Source organism: Roseicella aerolata (assembly GCF_020523605.1).
In the GTDB taxonomy this organism is placed as follows: Bacteria; Pseudomonadota; Alphaproteobacteria; order Acetobacterales; family Acetobacteraceae; genus Paracraurococcus; species Paracraurococcus aerolatus.
The window spans coordinates 74,857-90,626 of sequence record NZ_JAJAQI010000014.1; the positions used below are offsets into that span (position 1 = coordinate 74,857).

A 15,770-nucleotide genomic window follows, 5' to 3' on the forward strand; every position below is an offset into this window, starting at 1 on the left:
GTGCCCCCCGTCACCGCAGGTGCCAGGACCGCATCAGCGGTGAACCACCGCGGCAAAGGGCGGGGCGGGCATGGTCCGGCGATGACCTGCGAGGTCATCGCTTCCGCGCGCCCGGCATGGCCCATGGCACGCCTCGACGCAGGAGGCACGCCATGCCGGATGTCAGCCCGGAGCCCTTCACCATCCTGATCACGCTGCAGGTCAGGCCGGGGCGGGAGGCCGAATTCCTCGGCCTGCTCGCGCCCGTGCTGAACGCCATGCGGCACGAGCCGACTTTCATCAACACCATCCTGCATCAGGATCCGGAGGATCCCTGCCGCTTCCTCCTCTACGAGACCTGGACCGACCGGCGCGACCTGGTGGAGGTGCAGATGCAGCGCCCCTACCGCGCGGCCCTCAATGCCCGGTTGCCGGACCTACTGGCGGAGCCGCGCCGGATCGAGGTCTGGCAGGCCCTGCGCGCCGATTTCGCCTTCAGGTCAGGTTGAGGCGCGCGCGCTCGCGCGGCGGCTTGGACATGCCTCGGCCTCCCCTGCCCGGGCGTTGCCGTGAACGACGCGGGCGCGCTGCCCGGGACCCGCCCGGCCCCCGCTCTGCCGCCGGAAGGCCGCCTGTCAAAGGCCGCTGAGCGGCGGCACCGTGGCGGCGAAGGCGGGACGCGCCGCGAGGCGGTCGAACCAGGCGGCGAGGGCCGGCCGTCCCTCCCGCCAGGGCCAGGCACGGTGGCGCCTCTCGGCATAGCCCAGCAGGCAGCCCAGGGTGATGCGCGCCGCATCCGGCGGGCCGTCCAGCGCCCAGGCGCCGGCCGCAACCTCCGCCTCCAGCGCATCGGCCACGCGGCTGGTGCGCGCCGTCTCCAGCGCGATGACGCCGGGGGAGCGTTCCTCCGGCGGCCGGCGCAATTCGCGGTTCCACACCGCCATGCCGTCCAGCATGCCCAGCACGCGGCCGAATTCGGCACGGGCGCGAAGATCACCGGCCGGCAGCAGCGGATAGGCGACGCCGAGCGTGTCGAGGAAGGGCAGGATCAGCGCCGTCTCGGTCAGCGCCGTGCCGTCGGGCAGAACCAGCGTCGGCACGCGGCCGACGGGGTTGTGCGGCAGCAGGGTGGAGCGCGGGTCGCGCAAGGCGGTCTCCACCTCCTCGACACGGGGCGCGAGGCCGGTTTCGCGCAGGGCCACGCGGACGGCGCGGGCGAAGGGGGAGCCGGAGGAGAAGAAGAGACGCATGGGGAGGATCGAACCAGAACCCGACCCGATGTCCAGCGGGGATGCGAGGGAGCCTTCCCCTCGATCACCCGGGCTACCCCCGCGCCCCCCGCAGCAGCCGCCGCAGCGCCCCCTGCCCCACCGCCACCACCGGCCCTGCGGCCCTCCCTGCCGGCGGTGCCGCCCGCCGCCGCCGCGCCGTCAGCTTCGCCCCCTCCGCGCCGCGCACCAGGCTGAGCGTCCGGTCATGATAGGCATCCAGCCCCGGCCGGTGGCCGATCGAGACCAGCGCGCTCTCGGCCAGTTCCTCCCGGAACAGCCGCATCATCGCGTCCTGGTTGGCCTCGTCCAGCGCGGCCGTCGCCTCGTCCATGAAGACCCAGCGCGGCCGGTGCAGCAGCAGCCGCGCGAAGGCGAGCCGCTGCTGCTCCCCGAGCGAGAGGATGCGGTCCCAGCGGTCCTCCTCCTCCAGGCGCGGGATGAGGTGCTCCAGCCCGCAGCGCCGGAGCGCGTCCTCCTGCGCCGCGTGCGGGAAGCGCTTCGGCGGCGCGGGATAGGCCAGCGCGGCGGAAAGGGTACCGAGCGGCAGGTAGGGCCGCTGCGGCATGAACATCATCTGTGCCCGCGGCGGGATGCGGATCTCGCCCCTGCCCCAGGGCCAGAGGCCGGCGATGGCGCGGAACAGGGTGGATTTGCCCGTGCCGCTCTCGCCGACGATCAGCACCTTCTCGCCAGCCGCGATCTCGGCCGTCGCATCGCCGATCAGGATGGCGCCGTCGGACTGGGCGATCTGCAGGTCGCGGAAGGCCAGCACCTCCCGCCCGTCCTCGGTGGGGCCTTCGTGGATCGCGATATGGCTCTCGGCCTCGACCAGTTCCTCCGCCTCCAGCGTGTCCTCCAGCTCCACCACCCGCTCCACATGGCTGCGCCAGTCGGCGATGCGGGGGAAATTGTCCACGAACCAGTTGAGGCTGGTGGTGACCTGGCCGAAGGCGGAGGCGATCTGCATCAGCACGCCGAGCGTGATGGCACCGGCGAAGTAGCGCGGGCTGGCGACCAGGATGGGAAAGACCGTCAGCAGCATGCCATAGGCGCTGGTCAGCCACATCAGGTTGCGCTCGCTGCGCATCAGCTCCTTCATCACCCGGATGACGTGGTCGAAGGCGTGCTGCAGACCACGCTCCTCATCCGCCTCACCGCGGATCAGGGCGATGCCCTCGCTGCTCTCGCGCAGCCGCACCAGGGCGAAGCGGTGATCGCTCTCGGCCTCGTTGCGGCGGATATTGGCCTCCACCATCGGCCGGCCGATCCGCCAGGTCAGGAAGCTGCCGATGAAGGCATAGAGCAGCGCCGCCCAGACCATGTAGCCCGGGATGTCGAATTCGGTGGCGCCGAAGGCGACATGCAGCGGACCCGACAGCGTCCAGAGGATGCCGACGAAGGAGACCAGCATCAGGACCGAGGTGACGAGGCCGACCGCCATGTCCACCGCCATGGCGGTGGCCCAGCGGGTGTTCTCGCTGATGCGCTGGTCCGGGTTGTCGGCGGCGCCTTCCAGGAAATTCATCTGGTAGTGCCGGCCATCTGTCAGCCAGCGGCGCTGCAGGCGGAAGACCAGCCAGCGCCGCCAGTGCAGTTGCAGCAATTGCCGGACATAGAGCTGGAAGACCGCCGTCACCATGCTGGCGACGGTCAGCACCAGGAACAGGCCCATCTGGCCGAAGAAGGCGCTGCGGTCGCGCAACTCCAGGGCGTTGAAGAAGTCGCGGTTCCAGATGTTGAAGCGCACCTGGATGGCGATCTGCAGCAGGGTCAGCAGCAGGACGCCGGTGGCGAGCCGCCGCGCCTGCCACTTCTCCTCGCCATTGAAGTAGAGCGCCGAGAGCCGGCCGAAGCGGCGCAGGAAGCGCTCCGGCGGCGCGGCCTCCGGTGCGGGATCGGGGGTAGCCATGCCGGGGCTCAGCGCTGCGGCGGCGGGAGCGGCTTCAGCGTGCCGGGCTGGTCGCCGAGCGCGCTGGCCAGCAGCGCGCGGCCGCCCTCACCCTCCTGCCCCATGCCCTCGGCCGCCAGCTTCGCGCCGGGCCGCAGGAGGTCCCGCATGCCCTCCGCCATGCCCTGCGGGACGAGGATGACGGTGCCATCCTCCAGGATCGCGCCGGCAACTTCGCCCTGCGGCGCGTAATAGGGCTGCTTCACCGTGCCGGCGACGGCGAGCCGCGTCGCGCGCTCCTCCGGCAGGCGGCCGCCCAGGCGCCAGTAGAAGCGCTCCACCACCGTCGGCGTGGCGTCGCTGCCGGGGGCGAAGGCGAGCATGGTGATGACCGGCGCGGTGCGGGCGCGGATGCCCCAGACGACGAGCGGCCGGCCCTGCGGCGCGACCTGCCGGACGGCCTCCGCCACATCCGGCGGGAAGACGATCTGCGGCCCTTCGCGGAAGATCAGCGCATCGGTCTCGCCGCGCGGGTTGAGCAGGTAGCGCTCCACCGTGCCGGTGAAGGAGGGAAGCTGTGTCGGGTCGAACCAGAACTCCCCCCGCGGCACCGGCGTCTGCGCGGGGGCGGGACGCGGCAGCGCGAGCGCCGGCAGGAGGAACAGCGCGCCGCGCCGCCGCATGGTGCGATGGCCCCGCTATGCCCCTCGCACCACGCCGAAGATCAGCGAGACGAGGAAGAGCACGAGGAAGATGGCAAACAGTACCTTGGCAATCCCGGCCGAGGCCGAGGCGATGCCGCCGAAGCCGAACAGGCCGGCGACCAGCGCGATGACAAGGAAGATCAGGGTCCAGTAGAGCATGCGTTGTCTCCGCTGCTTGTGCGGCCGGAAAACGCCGGCTTGTCGCCGCGGTTGCCGATGCTCAACGAACCGGGAGATGCACCCCCCCCCGGCATCGGCGCCGGGGCAAGGACGGATCGCCCGTGCGGGAGATGGGCGCGCCCGGCGGCCTGCAAAGGGCAGGCCGCAGCGCCCGCCGTCAGACCGGCCGCACGCCCCGCGTCACCGCCTGATAGGTGGCGACGGCCAGCGTCGTCGGGTCGAAGGGCTTGGTGATGACGAAGGCCGGTTCCACCGCCTCGCCGGTCAGCAGCCGTTCCGGATAGGCGGTGACGAAGATCACCGGCGCCGTGAGATGCCGCAGGATGCGGGCCACCGCGCTGGCACCATCGCCACCGGCACCGAGATTGATGTCGGCCAGCACCAGGCCGGGCTTCTCCGCCTCCGCGATCGCCACCGCCTCCGTCTCGGTGGCCGCGATGCCGACCACGCTGTGGCCGCAGCGCTCGACCAGCTCCTGGATGTCGAGGGCGATGATCGGCTCGTCCTCGATGATCAGGACGCGGGTGGCGACGCCGGTGCGCAGGCTGTCGCGCGCCAGGCGGAGTTCCAGCTCCGCGGTCGCTGGCAGGATGCGGCAGGCGGCGGCGGCGGCCGTCAGCGGCTGCTCCTCCAGCGCGGTCAGCAGCAGCAGCATGCGCTGCAGCATCGACATGTCGGCGTGGTCGCCCGTGGCAGGCGGCTCGGCGCGGCGGACGGTGTCGCCGATGGCGCCGTAGAGGGCGGTGCGCGCCCCGGCATCCTCGGCCAGCCCCTCGGCGGGAGCGGCGAGCACCTGCCGCAGCGCGTCCGCCACCACCTCATCGCCACGCGCCTGGCTGCCGGTCAGCGCGCGGGCGTAACGCCGCGCATAGGGCAAGGCACGGATCAGCGCAGCACGGTCCATTGCACTCATCGCCGTAAGGCCTCGACCGCTCTTCGGGTTGTCATCCAGCGCACAGGCCCGGCACCCTCGTTGGTATACGATAAGGTTGATATTGAGCGCCAGGTGAACGAACAAGCCACGGATACGGGACTGCGGTCCGCGCTCGCGGGATTGTTGCCCGAACTGCGCGCCTTCGCGCGATTCCTGTGCGGCAACGCCCAGGAAGCCGACGACCTGGTGCAGGAAGCACTGGCGCGCAGCCTGCGCAGCCTGGACAGCCGCGAGGAACCGGTCACGGATCTGCGCGCCTGGTGCCTCGCCGTCATCCGCAACATCTTTCATGAGCAGTTGCGCGCACGCAAGCGAGAGGCAGCAAGGCTGCGCCAGGCGGTGCCCGAGCCACCGGCACCGCCGCTGCAGGAGACGCCGGGGCAGATGCGCGACCTGTCGCGTGCCCTGCGGGAATTGCCGCCGCTGCTGCGCGAGGCCGTGATCCTGGTCGGCGCGCAGGGCATGTCGCACCAGGATGCCGCCGCGATCTGCAACGTGCCGGTCGGCACGATGAAGGCGCGCGTGTCGCGCGCCCGGAAGATGCTCGCCGCCGCTCTCGGTCGTGTGACGGCGTAACGCCGCCGCGATGCAACCCTCCGCCGCCGGGGATCATTGGTTGTCAGACTCTCGAAGGGGACGCACCGATGGACGGCATGATGAAGAGCGAGACGCGGCCGCAGCGTGGGGGCCGCGCCAGCGCGGAGTTCCATGGCCAGCTGGTGGCCCTGCTTCCCAAGCTTCGCGTGCAGGCGCTGGCGCTGACTCGCAACCGGGCCGCCGCCGAGGATCTGGTGCAGGATGCGGTGGCGAATGCCCTGGCGGCGCAGGAGAGCTTCACGCCGGGCACCAATTTCGCAGCCTGGATGCATCGCATCCTGCGCAACCGCTTCATTTCCACCCTGCGCAAGCAGCGCGAGACCACGGATATCGAGGACCTGCCGATGTCGGCCTTCGCGGTCGGCGCCGCGCATGAGGACCGGATGGTGCTGAAGGAGCTCTCCCGCGCCCTGGGCCGGCTGCCGAGCGACCAGCGCGAGGCCCTGTTCATGGTGGTGCTGCAGGGCCTGTCCTATGAGGAGGTTGCCGAGGCCACGGGCTGCGCGGTGGGCACGGCGAAGAGCCGCGTCTTCCGCGCCCGCCGTCAGCTCCAGACCTGGCTGACCGGCGAGGAGCGGTCCGAGCGGCAGGCGCCACGGCCGGAGCGTTCCGATGTCATTGGCATTGGCGAACTCCGCGCCGGAGTCTAGGGTGCCATGACGCGGAGCGCGGCGGCGGTGCTGGAACGGCCCGTCGCCACCCCGTCTTTCTCGGCAGTGGCGATGGGCAAGGCGGACCAGAAGAGACCAGGCGAACCGGCCAAGGCCGGCGCCGAGCAGGAGGGCGAGGCGGTGGACAACGCCTTCGACCTATGGTTGCGGCGCGGGCTGCACCAATTATATGACACGGTCGCGAAGGAGCCGATCCCGGACGCGCTGCTCCGGATGATCGAAGAGGATCGCGAGAAGAAGGGCGAATGAGCCCGGCGGCATCGGCGCCTGCCGATGCCGCGCCAGGCCCCTGTTGAGCCTGCCGGCCTGCATCATGGGCTGGCGGGCGCAGGCCTTCCCCACCGGCCAGATGTCACCCCGGCGGGGCCGGCCCGGTGCCTGCCCCGGATCGGGGGCAGGCCGGCCCGCATCGCCGCAGGCCCGGGCGCCGCATGCCAGCATGACAGCCCCGCGCCGTGAGACAGGCGCAAGCCGGGCGATGGCCGCGCCTCGCATCCTCCTCCGCAGCCCATCACCGGTGCGGCGCCACCAGTGCGGCGCCCTGGCCGCGATGTGGCTCGCATCCGGGCCGCCGGTCCGGGGCGGGACGGCCGGGGTGATGTCCGGCCATCCCGGTCTTCCGTGATGCGCCCTCAGGCCGAGAGGGCGGCCTGGAATTCCGGCGGGGCGGTCCGCTCGCGCTTGGCCAGCAGCTTGTTCAGGGCATGCACATAGGCCCGGGCGGAGGCGACGATGGTGTCGGTATCCGCCCCCTGCCCATCCACCAGCTTGCCGTTCTCCTCCAGCCGCACGGTCACGCGGGCCTGGGCGTCGGTGCCGCCGGTCACGCTCTGCACGGCATAGAGCTTCAGGCCGACCTCATGCGGGAAGGCCTGGCGGATGGCGATGAAGGTCGCGTCCACCGCGCCGTCGCCGGTCGCCGTACCGTCCCGCCGCTGGCCATCCACTTCCAGGGCCAGCGTCGCCATGGGACGGACGCCGAGGCCGGTTGCGACCGTCAGGCCGACCAGCTTCACGCGATCATTGCCGCGGACGACCTCGTCATCCACCAGCGCCGCCACGTCCTCGTCGTAGACGACCTTCTTGCGGTCGGCGAGGTCCTTGAAGCGGCGGAAGGCATCGTTCAGCTGGTTGTCGCCGATATCGCCGTAGCCCAGCGCCTTCAGCTTGTCGCGGAAGGCGGCGCGGCCGGAATGCTTGCCCAGCACCAGGGAATTGGTGGTCCAGCCGACGCTCTCCGGCGTCATGATCTCGTAGGTCGAGGCGTCCTTCAGCACGCCATCCTGGTGGATGCCGGACTCATGCGCGAAGGCGTTGCGGCCGACGATCGCCTTGTTCGGCTGCACGTCGAAGCCGGTGATGGTCGCCAACAGCTTGGAGGTCTTGAGGATCTTCGGCGTGGTGATGTTGTTCCGAACCGGGATGGCGTCGTGGCGCGTGCGCAGCGCCATCACCACCTCCTCCAGGCTGGCATTGCCCGCGCGCTCGCCGATGCCGTTGATCGTGCTCTCGATCTGCCGCACGCCGGCGCGGATGGCGGCCAGGGTGTTCGCCACCGCCAGGCCCAGGTCGTTGTGGTTGTGGGCGGAGAAGATGACCGTGTCGGCGCCCGGCACCCGCTCCCGCAGCATGGTGAAGATGCGGATCATGTCCTCCGGCACGGCATAGCCGACCGTATCGGGGATGTTGATGGTGGTGGCGCCGGCCTTGATCGCCGCCTCGACGCAGCGGCAGAGGAAGTCGGGCTCGGTCCGCGTGCCGTCCTCGGCCGACCATTCCACGTCGTCGGTATGCTGGCGGGCGAGCGTCACGCTGCCGGTGACCAGTTCCAGCACCTGCTCCGGCTCCAGCCGCAGCTTGACCTTCATGTGCAGCGGGCTGGTCGAGACGAAGGTATGGATGCGCTTGCGGGCGGCCGGCTTGATGGCCTCGGCAGCGGAGAGGATGTCGGCCGGGGCGGTGCGCGAGAGGCCGCAGACCACCGGGCCGTCCTTGGCGAAGCGCCGGGCGATGGTCTGCACGCTCTCGAAATCGCCGGGGGAGGCGATGGGGAAGCCGGCCTCCATGACATCGACGCCGAGATCCGCCAGCGCCTCCGCCATGCGCAGCTTCTCCTCGATGTTCATGGAGAAGCCGGGGGATTGCTCGCCGTCGCGCAGCGTGGTGTCGAAGATGATGATGCGGTCGTCGTCCAGCGTGCCGAAGCTGGGATGGGTGATGGCCATGGGGGCGTTCCTTCGGGTTGTCTGTTGCCGTCTCCGGGGGCGCAGGGAGTCCTGGCCTCGCAGGCGCGCGAGGGCGCCTCAGGTTCCCCTGAGCAGTGGCGGGCCGGTCAGCCGCGCGTCACGCCCAGGGGCGGCTAAGTCGAAGGAGAAGGAGGGAGAGGGGCAGGCGCGCATCGGCGGCAGCGGGAAGGCCGCGGCTCAGGCCGGCAATGGGCGCGTGCGGGTGCATGACGGATCGCACCCTATCCATCCGGCGCAGGGCCGGCAAGGGCTGATATGGCAGGCGTCGGCAGCCTTGCCGGCATCGCCCCGATCTCCACCCTGTCCACGGCCGGCGCCGAAGAGGAGCGCGCGCCGCTTGCCCCGGCGCGCCGCATCGCCGAGGTTGCTTCCCGCCCCCCCTTCGCCTATAGCCCCCGCTTCCCGCGGCCGGTCGGTATCGGCTGCGCCTTACCTCATGAGCGCGCCATGAAGCCGGACATTCATCCCGACTACCACGAGATCACCGTCATCATGACCGACGGGACCACCTTCAAGACCCGGTCCTGCGCCGGCAATCCGGGCGACACCATCCGCCTGGACATCGACCCGAAGTCCCACCCGGCCTGGACCGGCGTGCAGCGCGTGATCGACACGGGCGGCCAAGTGGCGAAGTTCAACAAGAAGTTCGCCGGCATCGGCACCCGGAAGAAGTAAGCCCCCCGGCCTCCTGCCGGACCGAGGTTCTCGAAACGCCGCCCCCTTGAACCGGGGGGCGGCGTTTTCTATGTCATCGCCGCACGGGGCGCCCTGATGGGGCCCCGGGCGTGGTTCCCGCCCTCCGCGGCGCCCTGAAGGGGCCGTTCGGCCGGGGATCGCAGGCAACCATGGACCTTGCTTCCTCAAGGAGGTTCTCCGTGAACACCCTCGATTTTTCCCCCCTGTTCCGCACCGCCATCGGCTTCGACCGGCTGGCCCGCCAGCTCGAGAACGCGCGCAACCTCGGCGACGCGCAGAGCTACCCGCCCTACAACATCGAGAAGACCGGTGAGGACACCTATGTCCTGACCATGGCCGTCGCCGGCTTTGGCCCGAAGGACATCGATGTGGTGGCGCGGGAGAACGTGCTGACCGTCGCCGGCCGCGCCCCGCAGGCCGAGGAGGGCCGCAGCTTCCTCTATCGCGGCATCGCCGGCCGCGCCTTCGAGCGCCGCTTCGTGCTGGCCGACCACATTGTGGTGGAGGGCGCGACCCTGGAGAACGGCCTGCTGCAGCTCGCCCTGAAGCGGGTGGTGCCGGAGGCGCTGAAGCCGCGGCAGATCCCGGTGCAGGCTGGCCGCCCGCAGGCACAGATCACCGCCAATGAGCAGGGCAGCCAGGCCCAGGCCGCGTAAGCCGCCGGAACGGGCTTGCCATCGAGGGCCGGCGGGGCTTTCCCCGCCGGCCTTTTCCATGCCCGCGATCGCGCGGGCATGACCTCCCAGGTCATGGAATCCGGGCACCGTCCGCGCGAGGCTGCGGTCCATGGACGGATTCCTCAGCCCCGGCGCTCATGGCCAGGGCCCGGCCAATGCCGGGGCCCTGATCGCCCGCGCCCGCCGCGCCCGGCGGCTCAGCCAGATGGACCTGGCGCTGGAGGCGGGCATCTCCACCCGCCATCTCAGCTTCGTCGAAACCGGCAAGTCCCGCCCCAGCCCCGGCCTGGTGCTGCGCCTGTGCGAGGTGCTGGGCGTCCCGCCGCGGGAGGCGGATGGGGTGCTGCTGGCCGCCGGCCATGCCCCGGCGCATCGCGAGACGCCGCTGGAGGCGCCGGCCATGGCGGAGGTGCTGGCGGCGCTGCGGCTGCTGCTGGCGCGGCATGAGCCGCTGCCGGCGGTCGCCTTCGACGCCGCCTGGGACATCGTGATGTTCAACGGGGCCTATGGCGGTGCGCTGGATGCCTGCCTGGCGGCGGGGGTGGAGCCGGCGGTCGGCCCCGGTCCCCTGCCCCGCCTCGCCCTGCTGCCGGCGCCCCGGCCCAACCTGCTGCGGCTGCTCTGCCACCCCGCTGGCGCCCGGCGGCTGATCGGCAACTGGCCGGAGGTGGCGCGGGCCCTGCTGGACCGGGTGCAGCGGGAGGCACGGCTGCCGAGCGCCGACCCGGCGCGCCGCCCGCCGATCGAGGAGGCGCTGGCGCAGCCCGGTATCGCCGTCCTGCTGCGCAACCGGCCCCTCGGCGCCGCCGCGCCGCTGGTGGTGCCGGTCGAGATGCTGGCCCCGGATGGCGGGCGCCTGCGGTTCCTGACCACGATCGCAACCCTCGGCACCGCCCAGGATCTGACGCTGCGCGAATTGCGGATCGAGACCTATCACCCCGCCGCCTGACGACGTCGGAAGGCGTGGATGCGGAGAAGGGCGCGAAGGCCGAGGGCGCCCAGGGGGCGTTCCCCGAACCTCCCCTGTCAGCCCGCGGGTTTCCGGAAGAAGGCGTCCGCCGCCCCGCGATGCGCCTGCTTCTTTTCGATCACCGCTTCGGCCCGCGCGATCTCCCGCTGCAACGTCGCGATGTAATGCTTCAGGTCCTCAACGCTCCATCCGTCCAGAAGGGCGGGCGTGAAGCCCGTGGGGCGCCGTGGCGCATCCTCCTCCATCTTCGCTTCTCCTTTGCCTGTCCGGGCTTTGACCCTGCGGGGGGGTGCCTCTATATGCGATCCGATGCCGCGGCGGGGATGCCCGGCCGCTCATCCTGCACCCCCGGGCACTGCCCAGAAGGTACCGCCCCCATGACCCAGCCTCTGATGCCGAAGGCCACCGCCGTGTGGCTGATCGAGAAGACGTCCCTGACCTTCGAGCAGGTTGCGGAGTTCGTCGGCATGCACCCGCTGGAGGTGCAGGCGATCGCGGATGGCGAGGTGGCGCAGGGGATCATCGGCTACGATCCCGTGCTGAACGGCCAGCTGACGCGGGAGGAGATCGCCCGCTGCGAGGCGGACCCGACCGCCCGGCTGCAGATGTCGGCCAATGCGCTGCCAGTGCCGAAGGCCCGCGGCAAGGGGGCGCGGTACACCCCCGTTTCCAAGCGCAATGACCGGCCCGATGCCATCGCCTGGATTCTGCGCCACTACCCGCATCTGACGGATACGGCGATTGGCAAGCTGCTCGGCACCACCAAGGAGACCATTGCCAAGGTGCGGGACCGGACGCACTGGAACAGCGCCAACATCAAGCCGCGCGATCCGGTCATCCTCGGCCTCTGCACCCAATCGGACCTGAATGCCGCGATCGCCGCGGCGGGCGGGCCGCCGCCGGGCACGCCGCTGCCGCCGCTCACCGATGCGGAGGAAACCCTGGCCTGAGCAAGGACGCCGCGCCAGGACAGGCGCGGCGCCCCCTGGCCTCGCCTCAGTTCTGGCGCCGCAGCCGCTCCATTTCCTCCTTGAGGCGCAGCTTCTCCCGTTTCAGGCGGGTGAGTTCCGCCTCGTCCGGTCTGGGCCGCGCATCCTCCTCGCCGATCTGGCGGTCAAGCACCGCATGACGCTCCTCGAGGGACCGGAGCCTCGGCGAGTTGTTCATTCGGCATCTCCCTGGACTGTGTGGCACGCGGTCACCGCAGGCCGGCACGGCCATGCTGTTGCGCCCGCGCCGGGGCATGGTAATGGCGGCCCGGAGGGGATTGCACCCCTCCTTTCACTTCCGAGTGCATATCCTGATGCTGGATGATCGCGACTCCCTGCTGCGCCAGTTGCACGAGATGCGGAGCGAGCATCGCGACCTCGACACGGTCATCGCCCGGCTGGAGGGCAGCCTCGCCGACCAGCTCCAGGTGCAGCGGCTGAAGAAGCGCAAGCTGAAGCTGAAGGACGAGATCGCCTGGCTGGAAAGCCGGCTGCTGCCCGACATCATTGCCTAGGTATCGCATCACGTCATGACATCCGAGGGGACCCCCACCTCCACCTCCGCCTCCCTGGCGCCGCTGGTCGGCATCATCATGGGCAGCCGCTCCGACTGGGAGACGATGCGCCACGCCGCCGAGACGTTGGACAGGCTCGGCGTGCCGCACGAGACGCGGGTGGTCTCCGCCCACCGCACCCCGGGGCGTCTCTACGACTATGCGCAGGCGGCGCGCGGGCGGGGCCTCCGGGTCATCATCGCCGGCGCCGGCGGCGCGGCGCACCTGCCCGGGATGGCGGCGGCGATGACGCCGCTGCCGGTGCTCGGCGTGCCGGTCGAGAGCCATGCCCTGAAGGGCATGGACAGCCTGCTCTCCATCGTCCAGATGCCCGGCGGCGTGCCGGTCGGGACACTGGCCATCGGCAAGGCCGGTGCCATCAATGCCGGGCTGCTGGCGGCTTCGATCCTCGCCCTCTCCGACCCGGACCTGGCCCGGCGGCTGGACGCCTGGCGGGCCGCGCAGACCGAGGGCGTGCCGGAGAGCCCGGCGTGAACAGGCAGTTCCCCCTGCCGCCGGGGGCCACCATCGGCATCCTGGGCGGCGGCCAGCTCGGCCGGATGTCGGCGCTGGCCGCGGCGCGGCTCGGCTATCGCTGCCATGTCTATGCGCCCGAGCCGGACAGCCCCGGGATGCAGGTCGCGGCCGCCGCCACCGTCGCACCCTATGAGGATGCGGCGGCGCTCGCCCGATTCGCCGCCGCGGTCGATGTGGTGACCTTCGAGTTCGAGAATGTGCCGGCCGGGACGCTGGCGGCGCTGGAGCCCCTCTCGCCGTGCCGGCCGGGGGTGGAGGTGCTGCGGATCTGCCAGGACCGGCTGCTGGAGAAGGCCTTCCTGGAGCGGGCCGGGGTGCCGGTCGCGCCCTGGCGGGCGGTGCATACCGAAGCGGACCTCGCGGCGGCGGTCGCCGAGATCGGCCTGCCGGCGGTGCTGAAGACCACCCGGCTCGGCTATGACGGCCGCGGCCAGGCGGTGCTGCGCAGGCCGGAGGATCTGGCGCCGGCCTTCGCCCGCCTCTCCCCCCGGCCACTGATCCTGGAAGCCTTCGTTCCCTTCGCGGCGGAGCTCTCGGCCATTGCGGCGCGCGGCGCGGATGGTGCGAGCGCGGTCTATGACGCGGTGGAGAACCGGCACCGCGACCACATTCTCGATCTCAGCTTCGCCCCGGCCCGGCTGCCGGCGGCAGCCGCTGAGGCCGCCCGGCGCCATGCCGCGGCGGTTGCCGAGTCGCTCGGCCTCATCGGCGTGCTGGCGCTGGAGATGTTCCTGCTGCCGGATGGCCGGATCCTGGGCAATGAGATCGCGCCCAGGCCGCACAATTCCGGCCACTGGACCATGGATGGCTGCGCCGCCAGCCAGTTCGAGCAGCATGTGCGGGCGGTGGCTGGCCTGCCGCTGGCCAGCCCCGAGCGGCACCATGACGTCGTCATGCTGAACCTGGTCGGGCCGGAGGGGATGGCGCGCTGGCCGGGGCTGCTGCGGCAGCCCGGCGTGGTGCCGCATCTCTACGGCAAGGCGGAGGCGCGGGTGGGCCGCAAGCTCGGCCATGCCAACCGGCTGCTGCCGCTCGGGGCACTGGCGGAGATGGCAGACGAGGCGGCGCTGGCCGGACTTTAGAGCGGATCGCGGACGGGCGGGAACGCCCGGGAGCGAGGCTCTGCTCGAAGAACAAAGAGCACCAGCGGATGGGCGCTCGGACAGGAACGCAATCCGCCGTAGCGGCGAGAGGCGCGGAACCGCGGCGCCGGCCCCGTCCCGCGCCGGCCGCGCAGGCCTGACCGGAGCCTCGGAACGCGCGGCTCGGGCCGCCCTGCCCATCCCGGCGCTCCGCTGCGATCCCTGCTGACTGGCAGCGCGGGCCGGCCTTCCAACAAGCCGACTGTGGCCGAATTGCCATCACTAACCGTGGCATATCCGCCACATTGATGCGGAAATGGTCCGTCCGGACTGCCACTGGCGGTGGAGCGGTGTTAGGTTCCGCCCACGCTCCGTTCCATCACGCGTCTTTGGCGTGGCAGGCGGTGCGACAGATTGCCTCTATGGATCGAGGAGAGACGAGGATGACCCTCAGGAAGGCCCTTCTGGCCGCGACGGTTCTGGCGCTGCCGGTGGCGGCGCAGGCGCAGCCCGTGTCGGGCCTCTATGTCGGCGCTGGCGCCGGCCTGAACTTCCACCAGGAGTCGACCGACTCGGGCTTCAAGGCCGACTACAAGCACCCGGGTGCCGCCGCGGTCGCCGCGATCGGCTGGGGCTTCGGCAACGGCCTGCGCGCCGAGCTCGAGGGCAACTACCGCTACAACGAGGTCGACACCGCGACTATCGGTGGCATCCGTGCGACCTCGACGGCCGGCCGCCTCCACCAGTACGGCGTGATGGTCAACGCCGTGTATGACATCCAGACCGGCACGCCCTTCACGCCGTATCTCGGCGTCGGCGCCGGCTATGGCTGGCTCGAGACCAGCAAGTTCCGCGCGAGCGTTCCGGGCGCCACGGTGACCTCGAACGACACCGACGGGGCCTTTGCCTACCAGGCGATCGCCGGCGTGGGCTACAATCTCGGCGCCTTCGTGCCGGGCCTGACCCTGACCGCCGAGTACCGCTTCTACGGCACGCTCGATGCGAAGCTGGATGCCGAGGTCCGCACCGGCGGCCCGAACGGCCAGGTGATCGACTCCGGCCGTATCGAGCCGACCAACTACAACCACTCGGTGCTGCTCGGTCTGCGCTACGCCTTCAACGCGCCGCGCCCGGCCCCGGCCGTCGCCGCGCCGGCCCCGGTTGCCGCCCCGGCCCCGGCCCGCACCTACCTGGTCTTCTTCGACTGGGATCGCGCTGACCTGACCGCCCGCGCCCGCGAGATCATCGGTGAGGCGGCGCAGAACGCCCGTCGCACCCAGACCACGCGGATCGAGGTGGCCGGCCATGCCGACCGCTCCGGCACGCCGCAGTACAACCAGCGCCTGTCCCAGCGCCGCGCCGACAACGTCGCCGCCGAGCTGGTGCGCCAGGGCATCCAGCGGAACGAGATCGCCATCACCGCCTTCGGCGAGAGCCGCCCGCTGGTGCCGACCGCCGACGGCGTGCGCGAGCCGCAGAACCGCCGCGTCGAGATCGTCCTGCGCTAAGCGCGCAGGTCCCGACCGGACATCTGGAAAGGGGCGCCTTGCGGCGCCCCTTTCTGCATGCAGGCCCCGTTGCCTGGGCCGGCGCCTTGGGCGATTGCATGCCGCCGGCGCTGGCCTCCTGGCCAAGGGCGGCGCTGGGGCCGGACCCCGCAGACACCGCGTCCGGGGCCGCGCCCGACCGATCACGGCCCATGGCTGGGCGGGGCAGGCCCCGCATTCGGACCGGCAGGCCCTGTCCGGCCCTTGCCTCCCCCCTGTCGCAGTCCGGCCGGACCAGAAGCGGGGCG

20 protein-coding genes are annotated in these 15,770 nt (G+C 71.4%); 12 read left to right on the plus strand and 8 right to left on the minus strand.

The genetic code is table 11. The features are described from left to right. Positions 1-152 precede the first annotated feature (152 nt). Complete coding sequence (locus LHA35_RS11145) at positions 153-488, plus strand: putative quinol monooxygenase (RefSeq protein WP_226608275.1); 336 nt, start codon at positions 153-155, stop codon at positions 486-488. Between the two features lie 126 nt (positions 489-614). Here the strand turns inward: LHA35_RS11145 and LHA35_RS11150 are convergent, their stop codons facing one another. From LHA35_RS11150 to LHA35_RS11170, 5 genes are all read right to left on the minus strand, one after another. Further along, positions 615-1,229 carry a glutathione S-transferase family protein gene (locus LHA35_RS11150; RefSeq protein ID WP_226608276.1) on the minus strand — a complete coding sequence of 205 codons (615 nt, stop codon included), beginning with the start codon at positions 1,227-1,229 and terminating at the stop codon, positions 615-617. 73 nt (positions 1,230-1,302) lie between these two features. Further along, positions 1,303-3,159, minus strand: coding sequence for an ABC transporter ATP-binding protein/permease (locus LHA35_RS11155; protein WP_226608277.1), 1,857 nt, complete (start codon positions 3,157-3,159; stop codon positions 1,303-1,305). 8 nt (positions 3,160-3,167) lie between these two features. After that, a complete protein-coding gene (locus LHA35_RS11160; protein WP_226608279.1) occupies positions 3,168-3,821 on the minus strand; it encodes a hypothetical protein in 654 nt (217 codons plus the stop codon). A 15-nt stretch (positions 3,822-3,836) separates the two neighbouring features. Then, entirely contained in the window at positions 3,837-4,001 is a 165-nt protein-coding gene (locus tag LHA35_RS11165) for a DUF1328 domain-containing protein (RefSeq protein WP_226608281.1), read from the minus strand. A gap of 178 nt (positions 4,002-4,179) precedes the next feature. Then, positions 4,180-4,935, minus strand: coding sequence for a PhyR family response regulator anti-anti-sigma factor (locus LHA35_RS11170; protein ID WP_226608282.1), 756 nt, complete (start codon positions 4,933-4,935; stop codon positions 4,180-4,182). Between the two features lie 60 nt (positions 4,936-4,995). Between LHA35_RS11170 and LHA35_RS11175 the strand changes: the two genes are divergently transcribed. From LHA35_RS11175 to LHA35_RS11185, 3 genes are all read left to right on the plus strand, one after another. Beyond that, positions 4,996-5,532, plus strand: coding sequence for a sigma-70 family RNA polymerase sigma factor (locus tag LHA35_RS11175; RefSeq protein WP_226608284.1), 537 nt, complete (start codon positions 4,996-4,998; stop codon positions 5,530-5,532). A gap of 68 nt (positions 5,533-5,600) precedes the next feature. Then, entirely contained in the window at positions 5,601-6,203 is a 603-nt protein-coding gene (locus LHA35_RS11180; RefSeq protein WP_226608286.1) for a sigma-70 family RNA polymerase sigma factor, read from the plus strand. Between the two features lie 6 nt (positions 6,204-6,209). Next, positions 6,210-6,473, plus strand: a complete 264-nt coding sequence (locus LHA35_RS11185) for a hypothetical protein (protein ID WP_338050859.1) — start codon at positions 6,210-6,212, stop codon at positions 6,471-6,473. A gap of 383 nt (positions 6,474-6,856) precedes the next feature. Here the strand turns inward: LHA35_RS11185 and LHA35_RS11190 are convergent, their stop codons facing one another. Further along, positions 6,857-8,449 (minus strand): 2-isopropylmalate synthase, encoded by a 1,593-nt coding sequence (locus LHA35_RS11190; RefSeq protein ID WP_226608288.1) that lies wholly within the window; start codon positions 8,447-8,449, stop codon positions 6,857-6,859. A gap of 468 nt (positions 8,450-8,917) precedes the next feature. Here LHA35_RS11190 and rpmE point away from each other — a divergent pair, with 468 nt between their 5' ends. The 3 genes from rpmE (at position 8,918) to LHA35_RS11205 (ending at position 10,792) form a co-directional block, all read left to right on the plus strand. Further along, positions 8,918-9,145 carry a 50S ribosomal protein L31 gene (gene rpmE, locus LHA35_RS11195; RefSeq protein ID WP_226608359.1) on the plus strand — a complete coding sequence of 76 codons (228 nt, stop codon included), beginning with the start codon at positions 8,918-8,920 and terminating at the stop codon, positions 9,143-9,145. A 200-nt stretch (positions 9,146-9,345) separates the two neighbouring features. Then, the gene (locus tag LHA35_RS11200) at positions 9,346-9,822 is read left to right on the plus strand and encodes an Hsp20 family protein (RefSeq protein ID WP_226608290.1); all 477 of its coding nucleotides are present in this window, start codon (positions 9,346-9,348) and stop codon (positions 9,820-9,822) included. A gap of 130 nt (positions 9,823-9,952) precedes the next feature. Continuing rightward, on the plus strand, positions 9,953-10,792 hold the full coding sequence (locus LHA35_RS11205) for a helix-turn-helix domain-containing protein (protein WP_226608292.1): 840 nt from the start codon (positions 9,953-9,955) through the stop codon (positions 10,790-10,792). A gap of 77 nt (positions 10,793-10,869) precedes the next feature. Here LHA35_RS11205 and LHA35_RS11210 read toward each other — a convergent pair whose 3' ends face one another. Then, entirely contained in the window at positions 10,870-11,058 is a 189-nt protein-coding gene (locus LHA35_RS11210; protein WP_226608293.1) for a DUF1192 domain-containing protein, read from the minus strand. Positions 11,059-11,190: 132 nt separating this feature from the next. Here LHA35_RS11210 and LHA35_RS11215 point away from each other — a divergent pair, with 132 nt between their 5' ends. Beyond that, on the plus strand, positions 11,191-11,763 hold the full coding sequence (locus LHA35_RS11215) for a DUF1013 domain-containing protein (RefSeq protein WP_226608294.1): 573 nt from the start codon (positions 11,191-11,193) through the stop codon (positions 11,761-11,763). A gap of 46 nt (positions 11,764-11,809) precedes the next feature. Here LHA35_RS11215 and LHA35_RS11220 read toward each other — a convergent pair whose 3' ends face one another. Then, the gene (locus LHA35_RS11220) at positions 11,810-12,058 is read right to left on the minus strand and encodes a YdcH family protein (protein WP_408902317.1); all 249 of its coding nucleotides are present in this window, start codon (positions 12,056-12,058) and stop codon (positions 11,810-11,812) included. Between the two features lie 58 nt (positions 12,059-12,116). Between LHA35_RS11220 and LHA35_RS11225 the strand changes: the two genes are divergently transcribed. From LHA35_RS11225 to LHA35_RS11240, 4 genes are all read left to right on the plus strand, one after another. After that, positions 12,117-12,317: a YdcH family protein gene (locus LHA35_RS11225; RefSeq protein ID WP_226608296.1), complete on the plus strand. Its 201-nt coding sequence runs from the start codon at positions 12,117-12,119 to the stop codon at positions 12,315-12,317. A 15-nt stretch (positions 12,318-12,332) separates the two neighbouring features. After that, a complete protein-coding gene (gene purE / locus LHA35_RS11230) occupies positions 12,333-12,851 on the plus strand; it encodes a 5-(carboxyamino)imidazole ribonucleotide mutase (RefSeq protein WP_226608297.1) in 519 nt (172 codons plus the stop codon). Next, positions 12,848-13,975 (plus strand): 5-(carboxyamino)imidazole ribonucleotide synthase, encoded by a 1,128-nt coding sequence (locus tag LHA35_RS11235; protein ID WP_226608298.1) that lies wholly within the window; start codon positions 12,848-12,850, stop codon positions 13,973-13,975. The genes purE and LHA35_RS11235 overlap by 4 nt, the downstream gene beginning before the upstream one ends. A gap of 443 nt (positions 13,976-14,418) precedes the next feature. Next, positions 14,419-15,483, plus strand: coding sequence for an OmpA family protein (locus LHA35_RS11240; protein WP_226608299.1), 1,065 nt, complete (start codon positions 14,419-14,421; stop codon positions 15,481-15,483). Positions 15,484-15,770 lie beyond the last annotated feature (287 nt).

Bases quoted from the DNA above. Each gene is read 5' to 3' on its own strand.
- LHA35_RS11145 (WP_226608275.1), top strand. From the start codon at position 153: ATGCCGGATGTCAGCCCGGAGCCCTTCACCATCCTGATCACGCTGCAG.
- LHA35_RS11150 (WP_226608276.1), bottom strand. From the start codon at position 1,229: ATGCGTCTCTTCTTCTCCTCCGGCTCCCCCTTCGCCCGCGCCGTCCGC.
- LHA35_RS11155 (WP_226608277.1), bottom strand. From the start codon at position 3,159: ATGGCTACCCCCGATCCCGCACCGGAGGCCGCGCCGCCGGAGCGCTTC.
- LHA35_RS11160 (WP_226608279.1), bottom strand. From the start codon at position 3,821: ATGCGGCGGCGCGGCGCGCTGTTCCTCCTGCCGGCGCTCGCGCTGCCG.
- LHA35_RS11165 (WP_226608281.1), bottom strand. From the start codon at position 4,001: ATGCTCTACTGGACCCTGATCTTCCTTGTCATCGCGCTGGTCGCCGGC.
- LHA35_RS11170 (WP_226608282.1), bottom strand. From the start codon at position 4,935: ATGAGTGCAATGGACCGTGCTGCGCTGATCCGTGCCTTGCCCTATGCG.
- LHA35_RS11180 (WP_226608286.1), top strand. From the start codon at position 5,601: ATGGACGGCATGATGAAGAGCGAGACGCGGCCGCAGCGTGGGGGCCGC.
- LHA35_RS11185 (WP_338050859.1), top strand. From the start codon at position 6,210: ATGACGCGGAGCGCGGCGGCGGTGCTGGAACGGCCCGTCGCCACCCCG.
- LHA35_RS11190 (WP_226608288.1), bottom strand. From the start codon at position 8,449: ATGGCCATCACCCATCCCAGCTTCGGCACGCTGGACGACGACCGCATC.
- rpmE (WP_226608359.1), top strand. From the start codon at position 8,918: ATGAAGCCGGACATTCATCCCGACTACCACGAGATCACCGTCATCATG.
- LHA35_RS11205 (WP_226608292.1), top strand. From the start codon at position 9,953: ATGGACGGATTCCTCAGCCCCGGCGCTCATGGCCAGGGCCCGGCCAAT.
- LHA35_RS11210 (WP_226608293.1), bottom strand. From the start codon at position 11,058: ATGGAGGAGGATGCGCCACGGCGCCCCACGGGCTTCACGCCCGCCCTT.
- LHA35_RS11215 (WP_226608294.1), top strand. From the start codon at position 11,191: ATGACCCAGCCTCTGATGCCGAAGGCCACCGCCGTGTGGCTGATCGAG.
- LHA35_RS11220 (WP_408902317.1), bottom strand. From the start codon at position 12,058: ATGCCCCGGCGCGGGCGCAACAGCATGGCCGTGCCGGCCTGCGGTGAC.
- LHA35_RS11225 (WP_226608296.1), top strand. From the start codon at position 12,117: ATGCTGGATGATCGCGACTCCCTGCTGCGCCAGTTGCACGAGATGCGG.
- purE (WP_226608297.1), top strand. From the start codon at position 12,333: ATGACATCCGAGGGGACCCCCACCTCCACCTCCGCCTCCCTGGCGCCG.
- LHA35_RS11240 (WP_226608299.1), top strand. From the start codon at position 14,419: ATGACCCTCAGGAAGGCCCTTCTGGCCGCGACGGTTCTGGCGCTGCCG.